Genomic DNA, 18057 nt, shown 5'->3' with positions numbered 1-18057 from the left:
ATGGATTTAGGGACTCAGAATACTTTTTTCTGAAAATCAAGGCGGCCTTCCCCGGAAAGCCGCGATGAACCTAAAAATAGTGTGGCGTAGCGCCCATATTAAACGGGTAGAATGAAGGTATCTCACCACCGCCAGCGGGCGGTGGTTATGCCTCTCAAGGGAGAATACCTTTCGTGAAAGCCGTGCAGGGAATCATCTTTTCGGCGCTGTGCGTGCCAGGGCTAGTGGCACCCGCCTTTGCGCAAACCATGGAGCAGTCTCTCTATCGCCAGGCCCATGAGGCCGTGCGTGCCAATGATCAGGTCAAATTCAGCCAGCTTCGGGCACGCCTGATCCACTATCCGCTGCTGCCCTATCTGGATTACTACCAGCTTGCGTTCCGTCCCGGGGCGGCAGACTACAACGATGTGACCCGCTTCATCCGCCAGCACGGGGACACCCCCCAGTCCAACCGGCTCGAGCGCAGCTATCTCACCTATCTTGCCCAGAGCCAGCAGTGGTCCCAGTTCCTGCGCTTCTATCCGGCCAAGCCAAGCTCCACCGATCTGCTCTGTCAGCACTATCAGGCCCGCTACTACACGGGGCACCAGAGTGAAGCCCTGCAGGAGGCAGGCAAGCTCTGGTTGAGCGGTCAATCCAGGCCCGATGCCTGCGATCCTCTGTTCCAGCTCTGGCAGCAGGCGGGTCTGCGTACTCAGGAGAAGATCTGGGAGCGTATGAACCTGGCTTTCGAGGCCCAGAACCCCAACCTCATTCGCCACCTCGGGGCCCAGCTCGGCAGCGGCATGAAGGGGTATGGCGATCAGATGATCGCCCTGTATGACCAACCCGTGCGGGCGATGAATCCGGCCAACTTCACGGCGGCGCCCCCGTCACGGCATCTGCTCTCCCTGGGGCTGGCCCGCTACGCCAACCAGGAGCCCGACGCGGTTCTGCGCCAGCTGGGGGAGATGACCCGTCGCTTCGGCCTGAACCATGCCGAGGTGAATCGGGTGGAGAAGGCGGCCGCCCGCCGCCTGTTGTTGGACCGCTCTTCTGACCAGCGTGCCTGGCTGGATACGGCCCTGGTGCGGCTCAAGGATCCGGAGCTGGTGGAGCTGCGGGCCCGTCTTGCCATCTGGGAGCAGGATTGGCGCGGCCTCGAAGGCTGGGTCAAGAGGATGCCCATGGGGCTGCAAAAAGAGGATCGCTGGCGTTACTGGATGGCGCGCTCGCTGGAGAAACAGGGGCGGCAGAAACCGGCGCGGGACCTCTATCTCGAGACTGCGAACCTGCGCGGCTTCTACGGCTTCATGGCGGCCCAGCGCACCGGTGTGCCCTATCGCATGAAGAACCAGAGCGTGGCGCACAAGGTGCCGGACTGGCAAAGTGCCAGTCGCCGTTGGCCCTTCCTGCTGCGGGTGCGTGAACTGCTGGCGATGAACGAGATCACGGCGGCCCGCTCTGAGTGGATCCACAACATGGATCGCAACAGCGTGGCCCAGCGCCTGGAGTTTGGCCACATCGCCCTCAACCAGGGCTGGCACGAGCTGGCGATCCTCTCCAGCATCCGTGCCGAGGCCTGGGATGCGCTGGACCTGCGCTTCCCGCTGCCCCTCAAGCGCACCTTCTCCCAGATGGCACAAGAGCGCACCATGAACACCAGTCTGCTCTACGCCATCTCCCGTCAGGAGAGCGCACTCTATCCCCTGGCCCAGTCACCGGTCGGGGCGAGGGGGTTGATGCAGCTGATGCCTGCCACCGCGAAAGAGACGGCCGGCAAGCTTGGGGTGCCCTATCGCAACGAGCAGCAACTGTTCGACCCGGCCATGAACATTCGTCTTGGCAGCGCCTACCTCAAGCGCCTGCTGGATGTGTATGACGGCAACCGGATCCTTGCGGCGGCGGCTTACAATGCGGGTCCTGGCCGGGTCAAGCGCTGGCGCGAGCAGAGCGACAACAAGCCGATGGATGTCTGGGTGGAGAGCATCCCCTATCGGGAGACGCGCAACTATGTCCAGAACGTGCTCTCTTTCGATCTCATCTATCAACACAAGCTGCAGCAGCCTTTGCGTTTTATGTCGGAACGCGAGCTGAATCACGCCTATTGAGTTCGGGGGGCAGTCGTTGTGGCGGCGGCCTCCCATTCTTGCCCCAAAATGGTTATCATCCCTTAAGCTTTGTTACAAAAGGAAACCTGCCAGGTGATCGGGCGCCGCGTCTTGGTCTGTCAGGTTCGATACAATGCCCGATCATCACTGACAGGCTTTTCCAACAAAGGAATCGAGAGTGGCAACGATCAAAGATGTGTCTCAGCTGGCGAATGTCTCCATTTCGACAGTGTCTCGAGTGATCAACAACACGGCGCAGGTGGCGCCCGAGAAGCGCGAGGCTGTCCTCGCGGCCATGAAGGAGCTCAGCTTTCGTCCAAACAGCTTCGCCCAGGCCCTGGTGAGCAAGCGCTCCAACTGTATCGGTGTGCTGGTGGGGGATCTGTGTGGCGGCCCCTTCTTCGCCCAGATGATGCGCGGCATCGAAAGCATGGTCGACAAGGCGAACAAGTTCACCATCGTGGTGTCCGGCAACCACGACGCGACCCGTGAGCGGCACGCCATCCAGGCGCTGCTGCAGCGCCAGTGTGATGCCCTTATCCTTCACAGCAAGGCGCTGCCTGACGAAGAGCTCAGCGAGCTGGCGTCGGGCACGACCCCCATCGTCTTCATCAACCGTCAGGTGCCAGGCTGCGAGGATCGCTGCGTCTGGCTGGACAACCAGGCCGGCATCACCACGGCTTGCCAGCATCTGCTGGACGCGGGACATCGCAAGATTGCCTTCGTCACCTCCGATGACGAGGAGTTTGTGGATGGTCAGCAGCGGATGGCCGGCTATCGCTTCGCCCTGCAACGGGCAGGTATCGAGCTGGATCCTGCCCTCATCGGCCGTGCCTATGCCGACGAAAAAGGTGGCTATGTGGCCATGAGCGAGCTGCTGGCGCGCGGCGTCGAGTTCAGCGCTGTGCTGGGTTTCAACGATGCCATGGTGGCGGGGGCCATCTCCTGTCTGCTGGAGCGGGGTTACAAAATACCCCAGCAGGTCTCTGTGGTCGGTTTTGATGACATCCCCTATGCCCGATACATCTATCCCAAGCTCACCACGGTACGTTACCCCATCGAGGAGATGGGAGAGCGGGCCGCTGAGCTGGCCCTGAGGCTGCTGGATCACAAGCCGGTAGAGGGGCTGGCGCTCAAATTCGAAGCCGAACTGGTACGGCGGGAATCTGTGGCCTGAGTCATGAAGTTGGCCCCGTGCGGGTCGACTTTTTTGCAAAACAGTGAAAGCGCTTTCAGAAATCCTTTTCAACAGTGATCCGCTTCAAAGCTTTTTGACCGCGCTGCCACTAGGATAGGCCCACGAATTAGGAGCGTGCGCTCCCGATTTTCCCGCTGTGGGAGGTAACCGGTTAATCCGGCTATTTCCTTCGTTACTTTCGACGGTCATCATTGGATGGCCGTTTTTTTTGTCAGGATCCGGGTATGACGAACGAATTTGAGTATCAGACGGGTATCGTGGGCGCCGGCTGGCTGGGGTTGCCCCTGGCCAGGGCATTGCAAGAGCAGGGGCAATCTATCGCGGTGACGGTCAGTACGGCCGAAAAGGCTGAACGGCTGCGGGGGGAGGGTATTGCCGCCTGGCCGCTGTTGCTCACCCCTGACATGGGGCCACTGCCTTTTCGCTGTCATGACCTAGTGATCTGCGTGCCCCCCAGCAAGACCGGTGATTTCCCGGCGTCCGTGGCCAGTCTGTGCCGACAGACGAGGGAGGCGGGTGTTCAGAGGGTTCTGTTTATCAGCGCGACTTCGGTCTGGGGGGCCGGACAGGGGGAGGATGATACGCCCGCTCCAGCCCATGACAGAGGCTTGCGGATGCGGGTGGCCGAGCTTGCCGTGCTGGAAGGGCATGTTGACTGCGCCATGATCTTGCGCCCGGCCGGACTCTATGGTCCTGACCGTCACCCCGGCCGTTTTCTGGCGGGCAAGACGCTGGCCGGGGGAGGCCAGGCTGTGAACCTGGTGCATCTGGACGACGTGGTGGCCGCCTGTGAGCTGATGCTGGCCCGGGGGCAGGATGGGGATGCCTACAATCTGAGTGCCCCCGTTCACCCACGCCGGGAGCAGCTCTACCCCTTCGCGAGCCGCCTGCTCGGGCTGGTGCCGCCGCAGTTCGTCGAGCCGGCGGGGGAGTTTGCTCCCATCGAAGGTCAGCGGATCTGCCAGCAGCTTGGTTTCGTCTATCGCTGGCCGGATCCGGCCCACTGGTTTGCGGACGGTGCGGCCTTGAAGGGCTGAACGGGTCGTCGCCATCCGGGCCCCGGAGTCGGTCATCTGGCGTGCAAACCAGATACGGCGCGCGCTCCGGGACAATTGAGGTTTGCCAAGGGGGGGATCGCCCCCTATCATGCCGCCATCCATGATAAAGAGAGCGGTAATGATGGAAGAGACCAAGCGCCACCCCGATGGGGAGCTGTTGCTGAGAACCCTGGCAATGCCAGCCGATACCAACCCCAATGGCGATATCTTCGGCGGGTGGATCATGTCCCAGATGGATATAGGTGGGGGCATCATGGCCAAGGAGCTGGCAAAAGGGCGCATCTGTACCGTCTCGGTGGAGGGGATGACCTTCCACAGCCCGGTCAAGGTGGGTGACGTGGTGTGCTGTTACGGTCGCTGCCTCAAGATTGGTCGCAGCTCCATGCGACTCAAACTGGAGGTCTGGGTCAAGCCGGTATTGCGGGAGAACGAAGCCCAGCGGTACTGCGTGACCGAGGGCGTCTTCACCTATGTGGCCATCGACGATCAGGGCAAATCCCGCCCCGTGCCGGTCTGAGTCTGCTCAGATGAGCCGGGCATTGATGATGGATATTTCCTGCTCAAGCCCGGTTTTTTGCCGTATCATGCGCTCCAGCATCTCTTCCGACCCCACGCACTGCCGGGTGTCGAACAGACAGAGATCACATTGGGGATCCCGCCTGATTTGATAGACGGTGGAAAGCTCCACTTGATGACAGGTTCCCTGTTGATCGTAAAATGTCACGCGGTACTGGTGCTGTCTCGCCATCGTTGAATTCCTTCTGGATGAGTCGGGCCGGACACGAATAATGAGACTAGTCGGCGACCGTGGCCTGTGTGAGGGCCATGTCGTCTTGCAGAGGCAGGTGATTGTTAGCCAATGAAAAATAGTTATCGGATTCTGGGAACGTCCCTGCTGACGTTGGGGCTGGTCGGTTGCTTCGAGGTACCGGATCAAGATCATCTGGTGACTGCGGCAGGTATCATACCTGGCGCAAGCTGTGACAGACCACCTCTGGTGGCGCTCGCCTCCACGGCCTTGCCGAGGGAGTTTGGCATCACCGTCTGGAACCTCTACAAGGGACAACGCAAGAACTGGCGGGAAGGGCTGGATGAGTATGCCAAGTCCCAGGATCTGGTGCTGCTGCAAGAGTCGGCGACCCGGCCCGAGATGCTGGACTGGCTGAAGAGAGGGGATTTCCAGTGGCAGCAGTTGCAGGCCTTCACCCAGGGAGGTGTCTCCTTTGGCGTGATGACGGTGGCGAAAACGCCGCAGGCGTTTGTCTGTGGCGTCCGTTCCCCCGAACCCCTGCTGCGTATCCCCAAGTCAGGTCTGGTCAGTCTCTATCCCTTGCAGGGGGATCCTGACGGCGTGCTGGTGGTGAATCTCCATGCGGTCAATTTCGAACTGGGCATGGCGACCTTCCGCGAGCAGCTCAACGATCTGACTGCGTTGATCCATCGCCACCAGGGGCCGGTCATCCTGGGCGGCGATTTCAACACCTGGAGCGACAAGCGAGCGTTCTGGTTGAACAAGCTGGTGGGCGAGCTTGGCCTGCAGGAGGCCATACCTGTGCCTGATCTGCGTCGCACCGCTTTTGGCCGCCCGCTGGATCACCTCTACTATCGCAATCTGGATCTGGTGGAGGTGAGTTCACCGGCTACCGATGCCTCTGACCATAACCCCATTCTGGCGCGCTTTGCGGCCCAGGCCATCACTCCCTGAGTCATCCCTCAGGGGAGAGCGGCGTCGCCGCTGGTTCATGCAGACAAAAAAATACCCCGCATCAAGCGGGGTATTTTTTGGATTGCGACGAGCGATCAGCTGTTGTTCTTCACGAACAGGGTCAACTCCTGACCCGGCTTGAGATAGTCACTCTTGCCGAGCTGGTTCCAGCGCATCACATCGTTGACGGCGACCTGGAAGCGGGCTGCGATGGAGGAGAGGGAATCTCCGCGGCGCACCTGATAGACCATGGACTTGTTGCTGCTCTTGCCCTGCTTGGGCCAGACCACCAGCTTCATGCCAGGCTTGAGGGCTGATTTGGCGTTCAGGCCGTTCCACTTGGCCAGGTCGGCGTGGGTGACCCCGTGTGCCTGGCTGATGCTCCACAGGTTGTCACCGGAGCGCACCTGATAGTTCACCTTGCCACCACTGCGGCTGGCGAGCTGCTGCGGTTTGCTCTGGGCAACCTGGGTTGCGCGCCCGCTATTGGGGATGATCAGGCTCTGGCCACGGCGCAGGTTGTTGCCGCGCATGTTGTTGGCCAGCTTGAGCTGTTGCACGGTCACCCCGTGATTCTGGGCGATCCGTGACAGCGTATCACCACTGGTGACCTGATAGGAGCGCACACCACGGGTACGTTCACGCTGGGGCAGATCGGCCAGGGCCAGCTCCAGGGTGTCGGCGTACTCGACGGGGACCAGCAGGTTGTAAGGGCCCTGCGGCGAGGTCATGCCACGCTTGAGCGCAGGATTGAGCGCCTTGAGCTGGGAGGCGGAAACGCCAGCCAGCTGGGCGGCCACGTTCAAGTCAATCTGGCCACCGGTATTGATGGTTCGCAATTGCGGCTTGTTGGCCAGCACCGGCAGGGTGACATTGTATTTGTCCGCATTGCGGATCATGTCGGCCATGGCCAGGATCTTGGGCACATACATCCGGGTTTCGCGGGGCAGGTCCAGCGACCAGTAGTCGGTCGGACGACCAGCCCGCTCGTTGCGGGTGATGGCGTTGCGCACCCGACCTTCACCGGCATTGTAAGCGGCCAGGGTCTGCAGCCAGTCACCGTCGAAGAACCGGTTCAGGTACTCCAGGTAATCCAGTGCGGCATTGGTGGATGCAAGGACATCGCGTCGACCGTCGTACCAGTTGTCGTGGCGCAGGCCGAAATTCTTGCCGGTTGCAGGAACGAACTGCCAAAGACCGACCGCATTGCTGCGGGAGCGGGCATTGGGATCGAACATGCTCTCGATCATGGGGATGGTAATAAGCTCCATTGGCAGCTCACGCCGTTCGATTTCCTCTACCATCAGATACAGGTAGGGCTCAGCCCGGCTGGCAATGGTCGCCATATGCTTATCATTGCGCAACAACCAATCACGCTGTTGGCGAACCCGGGCATTATCGTGCGAGTCCAGCTGCATATCATCGCTGATACGCACCCACAGGTTATCAGTGTCATCCAGCTCTTCTATCTGTTCGTCGCCGAACAGCATCCGCGAAGAGTGTTTTTTGTACGTTTTCTTGCTGACTTGGGGGGATTTGATCGGCTCGATTGCCGTTACCGCCCGGTCATCCTGATGGCTCAGGTTTTGACAGCCGCTGAGAAACAGCGCTGCCAATAAGGCCGTTCGTAGCTTCATCTCGCTCAGGTCATCTGTGGAAAAACAGCTCGCATCATAAGGGGCAATGCCCCCCTGATCAAGGTTTGTTCAAAAAACGTCCTTCCAGGCCCGCAGCACAGCGAAGGTATCCTCTGGATTTTCCAAGCATTTAAGGGCGTATTTCTCAGCAGAAAATTTTACCGAGTCCTGCTCGCAGCGCAGAAAAACATTGAAATTCCGCTCATCTCCCAGCCGGGAGGGGAGACTCGGGAGGCCCTGCTGACGCAGTTTGCTGATCACGCCGATCTGCCGCTGGATCGCCAGGTTGTCGGGCTCGACCGCATGGGCGAAACGCAGGTTGGAGAGCGTGTATTCATGGGCACAATAAAGGAGGGTCTCATCGGGCAGTGCCGCGAGCCGTTGCAGGGAAGTGTGCATCTGTGCCGGGGTCCCTTCGAACAGACGGCCGCAACCGGCGCTGAAGAGGGTATCGCCACAAAACAGCATGCCCTGGCCGTAATAGGCGATGTGCCCCAGGGTATGACCGGGCACATGGAGGACATCCAGACTCAGGCCATGCCAGTTGATCTGATCCCCGTCGTCGAGCCACTGGCCGTGATGGTCCGGCATGGGGTCATGCTTGGGACCATAGAGGCGAGCGTGGGGGAAGTGTTGCAGCAGCTCGGATACGCCCCCGACGTGATCGCGATGGTGATGGGTCAGGAGGATGGCATCCAGCACCAGATCCAGCCCAGCCAGCCGCTCCAGCACGGGAGCGGCCTCGCCCGGATCGACGACCAGGCAGTGATTTTCATGACGGATCAACCAGATGTAGTTGTCGCTGAAGGCGGGAACTGTGATGACGGTATACATGGGTCGAGGTCTCTTGTGTTCTCTTTAAGGAAGGGATCTTATATAACTGGATGGCATTCGCCCCCGAGTTGGTCCCATTATGCAACTGGCACGTACCGAACAACAGATCGCGCTTCCGACCAGTTGGTCCGCACTGCCCATGGGGGACTGGGTGGCCGCCGAGCTTCAGGAGCGCCTCGACAACTGGTGCCCCCACCTCTTTGGCTATCACTTGCTCAAGATAGGAGCCCTGAGCGCCGAACTCTCCTGCGGTTGTTCCACCATTCGCCATCAAATCGGTGTCGCCCCCGGCGGACGGCTGCTGGACATCCAGGGGGATCCGCTCGCCTTGCCGGTGCGATCGGGGAGCGTGGATGCCTGCCTGCTGGCTCACTGCCTCGATTTCTCGCCGGATCCTCATCAGGTGCTGCGGGAGGCAGAACGGGTGCTGACCGACGATGGCTGGCTCATTGTCAGCGGTTACAACCCGCTCAGCCTGGTGGGGCTGGGTCACTATCTGCCCTTCATGCGGCGGCATCTGCCCTGGTCTGCCCGCATGTTCACGCCCGCACGGGTGACCGACTGGCTGCAATTGCTCGGCTGCGAGGTGATGTTCGACGAGCGGTTCGGTTTCTCCTTCATGGGCAGGCAGAGCAAGATCGGCTGGTGGCGGGAGAGTCTGGGGCGGGACTATTGCCGCTCCCTGGCGTCTGTTTACGTGATTGCCGCCCGCAAGCGGCGTTTCCCCGTGACACCGGTGCGTCGCCGCTGGCGGCTGCCGGAGTCGATGGCCGCGCCAGGCATGGCGCGCCAGGGCGGCTAGCAGGCATCAGGGCTGGTAGCCGCTGTCTTCGGCAAGCTGCTTGCCGCTGGCGGCCTCACGGGCCAGCTCGTCACAGCGTTCGTTTTCCGGGTGGCCCGAGTGTCCTTTCACCCAGAGCCATTCGATCTGGTGACGGGCCACTTCCGCATCCAGGGCCTGCCAGAGATCGACGTTCTTGACCGGCTGGCGGTTGGCGGTCATCCAGCCCTTCTTCTTCCAGCCGATGATCCATTGGGTGATCCCCTGGCGCACATACTGGCTGTCGGTGGTGAGCCGCACCTGGCAGGGTTCGTTCAGGGTCCGCAGCCCCATGATGGCAGCCATCAGCTCCATCCGGTTATTGGTGGTCAATCGAAAACCGGCGGAGATCTCCTTGCGATGCTTGCCATAGACCATGACGGCACCATAGCCGCCGGGGCCCGGGTTGCCTAAGCAGGAGCCATCCGTGAATAAATCAATCTGTTTCAACATGAGCAATCAATCTGTTTTAGCGAGAGGCTTGGGGTAAACTAGCGAGTAAAACCGAAGTTTGACATGGATTTGATCATGAGCACACCCCAACTGAATCGCCAGATCATTCTGGATACCGAAACCACCGGCATGAACACCGCGGGCGGCCCCGTTTATCTTGGGCACCGCATCATCGAGATCGGCTGTGTGGAGGTGATCAACCGCAAACTCACCGGCAACCATTTCCACGTCTACATCAAGCCGGATCGGCTGGTGGACCCCGAGGCCATCGCCGTGCACGGCATCACGGATGCCTTCCTGGCGGACAAGCCCTCTTTTAGCCAGATAGCGGACGATTTCATCGAGTTCATTCGCGGCGCCGAGCTCATCGCCCACAACGCCCCCTTTGACGTGAGCTTCATGGACTATGAGTTCAGCAAGCTCGGTCTGAACTTCAAGACGGCGGATATCTGCGGCATCACGGATACCCTGGCGATGGCGCGGGATCTCTTCCCGGGCAAGCGCAACAACCTGGACGTGTTGTGCGATCGCTACGGCATCGACAACTCTCACCGTACCCTGCACGGCGCCTTGCTCGATGCGGAGATCCTGGCGGACGTCTACCTCCTGATGACGGGTGGCCAGACCAAACTCAATCTCGCGAGCGAAACCAGCGAGAGCGAGACCAGCCAGGATACCGGCATTCGTCGTCTGGAGAGTAATCGCCCGCCGCTCAGGGTGGTGCGCGCGAGCGACGAGGTGGCGGCTGTCCATGAAGCGAGGCTGGATCTGGTACAGAAAAAAGGAGGTGCCTGCCTGTGGCGGCAATGAGATCGCTTTGGGGGCTGCTGCTGCTGGCCTCCCTCCCGGCCGCGGCCAACGAGGTGTTTGCGCCTTCCGACATTCCTCTGCTCGACAACCGCTTTCGCATCGATTACGGCGTGAAGGAGATCACCTTCATCATCAAGCGCAAGCCGGGGACGCCCTCGGTGATCCTGGTGCGACCCGATGGCAGCAAGCTCTATGTGGGCAAGGTCAAGCCGCCCGACGTGGGCTGGTTGCCCCTCAAGGATCAGGATCTCATCACCATCCGCGACCCCATGCCCGGCCCTTGGCAGGCGATCGGGGAGGTGGACCCCGACAATCGGGTGCGCCTGCTCACCAACATCCAGGTCGAGAGCGAGCCGCTGCCGGCCCGCCTCTATCAGGGTGAGCGTGTCAAACTGCAATCCCGTCTGCTGATCGATGGCGCGGCGCCTGGGGCGGGTTACTACCTCACCGATCTGGGCATGACCGTCAAGCTGCAGCAGTTCAATGATGCCAGCCAGAGCGGGGATCCCGTGTTCGAGGAGACCCTGGGACGCTACATGGATGATGGCAAGGGGGTGGACGAAGTGCCGGGGGACGGTATCTTGACCGCCGAGGCAGTACTGGACGTCCCTGCGGGAAAATATCGAGCCCTCTTCAGCACCGGCAATGAGGTCTTCTCACGAGCCCAGTCACAGCAGGTGCTGCTCTACCCCTGGCCGGTCAGCTATTCCCTGAATCCCCCCTCCGGGGAGGGGGGAGCCAAGCTATCTCTCGTCATCGATGTGGATGAACTGGATCCCGCCTCCGTGGTCATCCAGGGCAAGGCCATCGACGGCGGCGGCAGTAGCATGACGTTCAACGAGGTGGCGACAGCGCCGCGTTTTGGCGTGGATCTCTCCGCCCTCAAGGCGGCAGGGCAGTACAAGGTGGAGGCCACCCTCTTTGGAACAACCCGGCTCGGTCGCGAGGTGCAACTGCAATTGCCGGCCAAGTCGTTCACCATAGCACCGCCTCCCCCCCCTCCCGCCCCCTCTGCGGCCATGCCCGCATCCGCCGCCACCCCCGACCGGTTCGAGGAGCGGGAGAGTCTGGTCTGGCTGCCCTGGGCGCTGGGGGGAGGTGGCGTGTTGCTGCTCTTGCTGGGGGCCGGTGGTTTCATTCTGCTGCAAAAGCGCCGCACCCTGCACAAGGCGATGGCGGCGCAGAAGGCGCAACTTGAAGAGACGCCAGCAACCCCCAAACTGGATCTCAATCTGCCGGAGCAATAATTCCGCGCACATTGCAAAGAAGCCGCCAAATGGGCGGCTTCTTCATGGTCGCAAGTGGATGGGGTGAACCCGATATCAGTGAGCGCCGATATAGATGTCTTTGTACTGCTCGCGAATATCGAGGAACTTCTCCAGATTGGCCAGCATCAGGTCCACCAGAAGGGGGTCGAAGTGCTCTCCTTTCTCCTCCTTGATCAGCGCCAGCACCTGATCCAGCGGCCAGGCCTGCTTGTAGCAACGATCCGAGCCCAGGGCATCGAACACATCCGCCAGGGCGACGATGCGTCCTTCCAGCGGAATGTCCTCTCCCTTCAATCCGCGGGGATAGCCGCTGCCATTCCACTTCTCGTGATGGTTGCCCGCGATGGTGGCGCCTATCTGGAAGAGGGCCAGGTCACTGCCGGAGAGCATGTCCTGCCCAAGCTGGGCGTGGGTTTTCATGATCTCCCACTCCTCGGGAGTGAGTTTGCCCGGTTTGTGCAAGATGGCGTCCGGGATCCCCACCTTGCCGATGTCGTGCAGGGGAGAGGCACGCTTGATGAGCTCGCACCTGTCCTCATTCATGCCGAGCAGCTTGCAGAACAATTCGGTGTAGAGGGCCACCCGCTTGACGTGCAAGCCAGACTCCTTCGAGCGGCTCTCCACCAGCTCGCCGATGCGATAGATGATCTCTCGCTGGTTGTCACCGATCACCTCGTTGAGCCGGATATTCTCCAGCGCCACTATGATGTTTTCGGTGAACAGGCTCAGCAGCCCGGTATCCATCTGGCTGAGCGGGCGAGTGGTCTCGATGTGGAACAGCAGGTGGTGACGGGCATTCTGGCAATAGAGCACCATCTGGTTGCCATCGTAGACATTGGCTCCCTTGGCCATGGCACAGCGCAGTATTTCCGGCGCATCGACGAGGCGCAGCATGGGACCATCGCTGAGCAGAGGCTCGAGCACCTGATCCCGCACCTCATACGCCAGGTGCTTCACATCGTAAATCTGGGACTCTTCCAGATTGAGCAGGGCGCTGAGCTGGGTCTGGGCTCCTTCGACGAACTGGCGCAGGGCACGCTGCTCGAAGATCCCCTTGGACGCCTCGATGACCTTTTCCAGCCCCTGTCGATTGCTCTCAAGGGTTCGGATGTCCCGATAAGAACGCAGGCTGGCGCGCAACAGGGTGCGCAGTTTCTGGGAGGTAAGTTCGGTCTTGTCCTTGTAGTCGTTGATGTCGTAGTTGGTCACCACGTCATCTTCCGGGGCCTGGCCGGGCTGACCGGTTCGCAGCACGATGCGTACCATCTTGTTTTGCAGCTCGTCACGCACGAACTTGACCACCTCGAGACCGGCATGATCGACCTCCATGACGACGTCGAGCAGCAGCAGGGCGACATCCGGGGTGAGGGCGAGCAAGGCTTTGGCTTCAGCCGCAGAGTAGGCGTGCAGAAAATCGATCGGCTTGCCGTCGAATTCAAACTTGTTCAGGGTGATTTTGGTGATGCGATGCACTTCGGGTTCATCGTCCACTATCATCACCTTCCAGCCGGCGGGACGCGGTGCTGATTGGGGAAGATCTTCATCATCAATAATCAGGATTTGATCATCCATTATGCAATCCTGTGTGTGATCCTGTGCTTACCTTAACCGCTTCATTCAATATAGGAAACGGATTGATATCCAAAATATGATCCAGTCGGTTTCTCTTTCTTCGTATCGGATGCCATCCACCAGCCCTTTCATGAAAAACGCCTCCACAAGGGAGGCGTTCTGGCATCAGAGGCATCAAGCTGCCCTGTGATAGGCGGAGGCTTCAAACAGTGCCTTGTTGGCCACCAGGTCGACGGGATCGAAGTCATCGACGTTGATGGTGCGAAGGCGACTCTCCTCGGCGCGCCGCAGCAGGTCCGCTTCGGCCTGGTTGATGACACCGAGGCTCAGGCCCGCCTCTGCCACCTTGTCGAGCTGGGTGAAGGGGCGTTTGCTCCCTTCGGCTTTGCACACCTTGTCAAACAGCGGCTCTGCGGTCAGCACATCGTCCAGCGCCTGTTCCAGCAGCCCGAAGGGGTTGCCCTCCTCGCGCGTCAGATATTGGCCCTCGGCCAGACGGCTGCGAGTGGCACTTGGCACCTGGAGCAGGCGGGCTACCTGGCTGTCGAGCTTGTCGGAGGGACGCTTCAGGTCGCGACCAAGGGGTAGCACGATGGCGCGCAGGGCCAGACCAATCCAGCGATTCGGGAAGTTGCGCAGCAACTCGTCGATCGCTTCCTGAGCCTTGAACAGGGCGTCTTGCAGTGCCCAGTGCAGCAGCGGCAGGTCGGCCTGCTGGCGTCCTTCATCCTGATAGCGCTTGAGGGCGCTGGAGGCCAGATAGAGCTGGCTCAGCACATCGCCAAGGCGGGCAGAGACCCGCTCTTTGCGCTTGAGTTCGCCACCCAGGGTGCCCATCGCCATGTCTGACAGGAAGGCCAGGTTGGCGGAGAGGCGGGATAGTTGCTGATAGTAGCCCTTGGTCTGATCCTTGTAGGGCGCGGCGGTGAAGCGGGCACCGGTCAGCCCCAGCCAGAAGCTGCGCACCAGGTTGCTGATGGCAAAGCCCACGTGGCTGAACATCGCCTTGTCGAAATCTTTCAGCGCCTGCTCTTTGTCGGGGTGGCTGGCTGCCAGCATCTCCGGCAACACGTAGGGGTGGCAACGGATGGCTCCCTGACCGTAAATGATCATGCTGCGGGTCAGGATATTAGCTCCTTCGACAGTCACGGCGATGGGCGCCCCCTGATAGCCACGGGCCAGATAGTTGTTCGGCCCCATGCAGATGGCCTTGCCGCCATGGATATCCATGGCATCAATGATGCACTTCTGGGCGCGGTCGGTGAGGTGGTACTTGACGATGGCGGAGATGACCGAGGGTTTTTCACCGAGATCGATGCCGGTGACCGTCAGTTTGGCGGCGGCGCCCATGATGTAGGCGTTGCCACCCAGGCGTGCCAGCGGCTCTTCAATCCCTTCCATCTTGCCAATCGGCAGCTTGAACTGGCGACGGATGCGGCTGTAGGCACCGGTGGCCAGGGCCAGCATCTTGACGCCGCCCGTGCTGTTGGAGGGCAGGGTGATGCCGCGACCGACGGAGAGACACTCCACCAGCATGCGCCAGCCCTGACCGGCCATGGCCGGACCGCCGATGATGAAGTCGAGCGGTACAAACACGTCCTTGCCGCGGGTCGGGCCGTTCTGGAACGGCACGTTGAGCGGGAAGTGGCGGCGACCGATGTCGACTCCCTTGATGTGGGTCGGAATGAGGGCGCAGGTGATGCCGAGCTCTTCTTCCTCACCCAGCAGGTGGTCAGGGTCACGCAGCTTGAAGGCGAGGCCGAGTACGGTGGCGATGGGAGCCAGGGTAATGTAGCGCTTGTTCCAGGTCAGGCGCATGCCGAGCACCTCTTCCCCTTCCCACTCGCCTTTGCAGACGATGCCGAAGTCGGGAATCGAGCCCGCATCAGAACCTGCTTCCGGGCTGGTCAGGGCGAAACAGGGGATCTCCTTGCCGACAGCCAGACGGGGCAGGTAGTAATCCTTCTGCTCGTCAGTACCGTAGTGTTGCAGCAGCTCACCCGGCCCTAAGGAGTTGGGCACGCCGACGGTGGAGGCGAGCACGGCGCTGGCGCCGCACAGCTTTTGCAGCACGCAGGACTGGGCGTAGGCGGAGAACTCCAGCCCGCCATATTTCTTCTTGATGATCATGGCGAAGAACTTGTTGTCCTTCAGGTATTGCCACACCTCGGGAGAGAGATCGGCACGCTCGTGGGTCACTTCCCAGTCGTTGACCATGCGGCACACTTCTTCAACCGGACCGTCCATGAAGGCCTGCTCTTCGGCAGACAGCGTGCTGACCGGAATGGCGTGCAGCTTCTTCCAGTCCGGGTTGCCGGCAAACAGATCCGCTTCCCACCAGGTCGTCCCCGCTTCGATGGCTTCCTTCTCGGTTCGGGACATCTCCGGCATGATGGACTTGTAGATCTTGAACAGCGGCTTGGTCAGCTGGTTGCGGCGAAACTCCACCAGATTGAGGGGCAGGGCTATCACCGCGAACAGCGCCCACACCAGCAGGGGCACATGGCCATAGAAGGTGCCGGCGACCAGGGCGGCGGCCGTGGCAAGCGTGGCGGTGAACAGGGACGCACGGCGATAGGCCATGGCGCCGATCACCAGGATCACCCCGAGCAGAGTGAGGGTCGTCGTCATTGTTTGCTCCTTGCATGAATTGCCGAGGTTGGGAAATTGGCGTTAACTGATCCAGAGGTCTGACCTGTTGGATGTGGCCCCTGTTGTAATTCATACGCACAAACTTATCAAGCTGTTTACAAGCCTGTTACCTTGGCCCTGTGATCGGCATAACGCGCTGCCCGCCCCATCTTGGCGGGCGGGGGGCGACGATTGGACTGGCTTGTGCGACAATGCCGCCACCCTATGTTGGACGACGAGATTTCAAAAACCATGTACCAAGAACTGATCCGCAACGAGTTGACCGAAGCTGCCAGCGTGCTTCAGGCGTTCCTGGCAGATGAGCAAAATCTGAAAAACATCGAGGCGGCGGCCAAGCTGCTCGCCGACTCCTTCAAGCAGGAAGGCAAGGTACTCTCCTGCGGCAACGGCGGCTCCCACTGCGATGCCATGCACTTTGCCGAGGAGCTGACCGGTCGTTATCGCGAGAACCGCCCAGGCTATGCCGGCATCGCCATCTCCGATCCCAGCCACCTCTCCTGCGTCTCCAACGACTTTGGCTATGACTATGTCTTCTCTCGCTATGTGGAGGCCGTCGGCCGTCGTGGTGACGTGCTGCTCGGCATCTCTACCAGCGGCAACTCCGGCAACATCCTCAAAGCCATCGAGGCGGCCCGTGCCAAAGGGATGAAGGTGATTGCCCTGACCGGCAAGGACGGCGGCAAGATGGCTGGTCTGGCCGATGTGGAGATCCGAGTGCCGCACTTCGGTTATGCCGACCGCATCCAGGAAGTGCACATCAAGGTGATCCACATCCTGATCCAGCTGGTTGAAAAAGAGATGGCCAAGTAATCAACGATCCGGGATTGAGAGGGGGGATGGGTGACCATACCGGCCCTCTCGTCCAGCCGTGACGGTTGATTGACGAAACCAGAGTCAAGACATTCAGGGAGTGGATGGTATATGTGCGAACTGCTCGGCATGAGTGCCAATGTGCCGACCGACATCTGCTTCAGCTTTACCGGGCTGATGCTGCGGGGCGGCAAGACCGGTCCCCACAAGGATGGCTGGGGGATCACCTTCTATGAGGGGCGGGGTTTTCGCACCTTCAAGGATCCCGAACCCAGTGCCCAGTCTCCCATCGCCAAGCTGGTCCAGGCACTGCCCATCAAGAGCCGTGCCGTGGTCAGCCATATCCGGCAGGCGAACCGGGGGTGTGTCTCCCTGGAAAACACCCACCCATTTACCCGAGAACTGTGGGGCCGTTACTGGACCTTTGCCCACAATGGCCAGTTGACCGGTTACAAGAGGCTGCCCACGGGGCGGCACCGCCCGGTAGGCGACACCGACAGCGAGCACGCCTTCTGCTGGCTGCTCGACAGGCTGGAGCACAAGTACCCCAAACGGCCGGCAAATTTCCCCGCCATGTTCCGCTACCTCGCGACCCTGTGTGACGAGCTGCGTGGGCTCGGGGTGTTCAACATGCTGCTGTCGGACGGAGAGTTCGTGATGACCTATTGCAGCAACAACCTTTACTGGTTGACGCGCAGGGCTCCCTTTGGCGAAGCCCGTCTGCTGGATGAGGATGTGGCCATCGACTTTCAGAGTGAAACCACGCCGAACGATGTGGTGACCCTGATCGCCACCCGGCCGCTCACCGGCAACGAGAATTGGGTGAAGATGGTGCCCGGGGAGTTCTGCCTGTTCAGGCTGGGCGAGCTGGAATATGGCAATGCAGCCAACTTGTTGAACCAGAAATAAAAAATACCAGGGTAGATGTCTACCCTGGTTCTTCGCAGCAGCCATACAGGCAAAAAGGGATGAGAGAGGTGTTGCTGAGCCGCATCATTCTCATGGGTCACATTGTTACTTTGGTGTTAATTTTGTGACAACCTTTATCTCTCTCCATTCTGGCTGACATACCGATACCTGATTACCCATGATTAGCAGTCAGTTACCACGAACTATACTGATCTTACGTACAGTTATCGAGGTGCGAGAT

The 18057-nt window shown here is 60.4% G+C and carries 17 protein-coding genes; 11 read left to right on the top strand and 6 right to left on the bottom strand.

Features of this window, described 5'->3' with window-relative positions; genetic code table 11:
- The first annotated feature begins 173 nt into the window (after positions 1–173).
- The 4 genes from OKB81_RS13215 to yciA all read left to right on the top strand — a co-directional run bounded on the left by OKB81_RS13215 (position 174) and on the right by yciA (position 4863).
- Positions 174–2090, top strand: a complete 1917-nt coding sequence (locus tag OKB81_RS13215; protein ID WP_119196799.1) for a transglycosylase SLT domain-containing protein — start codon at positions 174–176, stop codon at positions 2088–2090.
- A gap of 178 nt (positions 2091–2268) precedes the next feature.
- Positions 2269–3267 carry a LacI family DNA-binding transcriptional regulator gene (locus OKB81_RS13210; RefSeq protein WP_039038828.1) on the top strand — a complete coding sequence of 333 codons (999 nt, stop codon included), beginning with the start codon at positions 2269–2271 and terminating at the stop codon, positions 3265–3267.
- 245 nt (positions 3268–3512) lie between these two features.
- Positions 3513–4325, top strand: coding sequence for an NAD-dependent epimerase/dehydratase family protein (locus tag OKB81_RS13205; RefSeq protein ID WP_160838509.1), 813 nt, complete (start codon positions 3513–3515; stop codon positions 4323–4325).
- A 139-nt stretch (positions 4326–4464) separates the two neighbouring features.
- Complete coding sequence (gene yciA / locus OKB81_RS13200) at positions 4465–4863, top strand: acyl-CoA thioester hydrolase YciA (RefSeq protein ID WP_029314261.1); 399 nt, start codon at positions 4465–4467, stop codon at positions 4861–4863.
- A gap of 6 nt (positions 4864–4869) precedes the next feature.
- Here yciA and OKB81_RS13195 read toward each other — a convergent pair whose 3' ends face one another.
- Positions 4870–5094, bottom strand: a complete 225-nt coding sequence (locus OKB81_RS13195) for a hypothetical protein (protein ID WP_010674132.1) — start codon at positions 5092–5094, stop codon at positions 4870–4872.
- A gap of 111 nt (positions 5095–5205) precedes the next feature.
- Here OKB81_RS13195 and OKB81_RS13190 point away from each other — a divergent pair, with 111 nt between their 5' ends.
- Positions 5206–6051, top strand: a complete 846-nt coding sequence (locus OKB81_RS13190; RefSeq protein WP_029314263.1) for an endonuclease/exonuclease/phosphatase family protein — start codon at positions 5206–5208, stop codon at positions 6049–6051.
- Positions 6052–6146: 95 nt separating this feature from the next.
- Here the strand turns inward: OKB81_RS13190 and OKB81_RS13185 are convergent, their stop codons facing one another.
- Positions 6147–7397: a LysM peptidoglycan-binding domain-containing protein gene (locus OKB81_RS13185; protein ID WP_223925372.1), complete on the bottom strand. Its 1251-nt coding sequence runs from the start codon at positions 7395–7397 to the stop codon at positions 6147–6149.
- Between OKB81_RS13185 and OKB81_RS13180 the strand changes: the two genes are divergently transcribed.
- Complete coding sequence (locus tag OKB81_RS13180) at positions 7398–7670, top strand: hypothetical protein (RefSeq protein WP_010674135.1); 273 nt, start codon at positions 7398–7400, stop codon at positions 7668–7670.
- Between the two features lie 87 nt (positions 7671–7757).
- On the opposite strand, the gene gloB is transcribed toward OKB81_RS13180, so the two are convergent.
- Positions 7758–8522 carry a hydroxyacylglutathione hydrolase gene (gloB, locus tag OKB81_RS13175; RefSeq protein ID WP_182935505.1) on the bottom strand — a complete coding sequence of 255 codons (765 nt, stop codon included), beginning with the start codon at positions 8520–8522 and terminating at the stop codon, positions 7758–7760.
- A gap of 79 nt (positions 8523–8601) precedes the next feature.
- On the opposite strand from gloB, the gene OKB81_RS13170 reads away from it, so the two are divergent.
- Positions 8602–9324, top strand: a complete 723-nt coding sequence (locus OKB81_RS13170; protein WP_010674137.1) for a class I SAM-dependent methyltransferase — start codon at positions 8602–8604, stop codon at positions 9322–9324.
- 6 nt (positions 9325–9330) lie between these two features.
- Here the strand turns inward: OKB81_RS13170 and rnhA are convergent, their stop codons facing one another.
- Entirely contained in the window at positions 9331–9795 is a 465-nt protein-coding gene (gene rnhA / locus OKB81_RS13165) for a ribonuclease HI (RefSeq protein ID WP_010674138.1), read from the bottom strand.
- Positions 9796–9870: 75 nt separating this feature from the next.
- On the opposite strand from rnhA, the gene dnaQ reads away from it, so the two are divergent.
- Together dnaQ and OKB81_RS13155 are read left to right on the top strand one after the other, a co-directional pair.
- Positions 9871–10605, top strand: a complete 735-nt coding sequence (gene dnaQ, locus OKB81_RS13160; RefSeq protein WP_041212726.1) for a DNA polymerase III subunit epsilon — start codon at positions 9871–9873, stop codon at positions 10603–10605.
- The gene (locus tag OKB81_RS13155) at positions 10602–11852 is read left to right on the top strand and encodes a TIGR03503 family protein (RefSeq protein ID WP_270670260.1); all 1251 of its coding nucleotides are present in this window, start codon (positions 10602–10604) and stop codon (positions 11850–11852) included. The genes dnaQ and OKB81_RS13155 overlap by 4 nt, the downstream gene beginning before the upstream one ends.
- 75 nt (positions 11853–11927) lie before the next feature.
- On the opposite strand, the gene OKB81_RS13150 is transcribed toward OKB81_RS13155, so the two are convergent.
- Together OKB81_RS13150 and fadE are read right to left on the bottom strand one after the other, a co-directional pair.
- Complete coding sequence (locus tag OKB81_RS13150; protein WP_039038835.1) at positions 11928–13445, bottom strand: HD domain-containing phosphohydrolase; 1518 nt, start codon at positions 13443–13445, stop codon at positions 11928–11930.
- A gap of 174 nt (positions 13446–13619) precedes the next feature.
- Entirely contained in the window at positions 13620–16076 is a 2457-nt protein-coding gene (gene fadE, locus OKB81_RS13145) for an acyl-CoA dehydrogenase FadE (RefSeq protein ID WP_160838515.1), read from the bottom strand.
- 252 nt (positions 16077–16328) lie between these two features.
- Between fadE and lpcA the strand changes: the two genes are divergently transcribed.
- Both lpcA and OKB81_RS13135 read left to right on the top strand, forming a co-directional pair.
- The gene (gene lpcA, locus OKB81_RS13140) at positions 16329–16907 is read left to right on the top strand and encodes a D-sedoheptulose 7-phosphate isomerase (RefSeq protein WP_039038837.1); all 579 of its coding nucleotides are present in this window, start codon (positions 16329–16331) and stop codon (positions 16905–16907) included.
- A gap of 111 nt (positions 16908–17018) precedes the next feature.
- On the top strand, positions 17019–17816 hold the full coding sequence (locus OKB81_RS13135) for a class II glutamine amidotransferase (RefSeq protein WP_010674143.1): 798 nt from the start codon (positions 17019–17021) through the stop codon (positions 17814–17816).
- Positions 17817–18057: the final 241 nt, after the last annotated feature.

Source organism: Aeromonas sp. QDB56 (assembly GCF_027705505.1).
GTDB classification, from domain to species: Bacteria; Pseudomonadota; Gammaproteobacteria; order Enterobacterales; family Aeromonadaceae; genus Aeromonas; species Aeromonas caviae.
The sequence above is the reverse complement of the archived record's forward strand: the minus strand, read 5'-3'. Positions and strand labels throughout refer to the sequence as shown.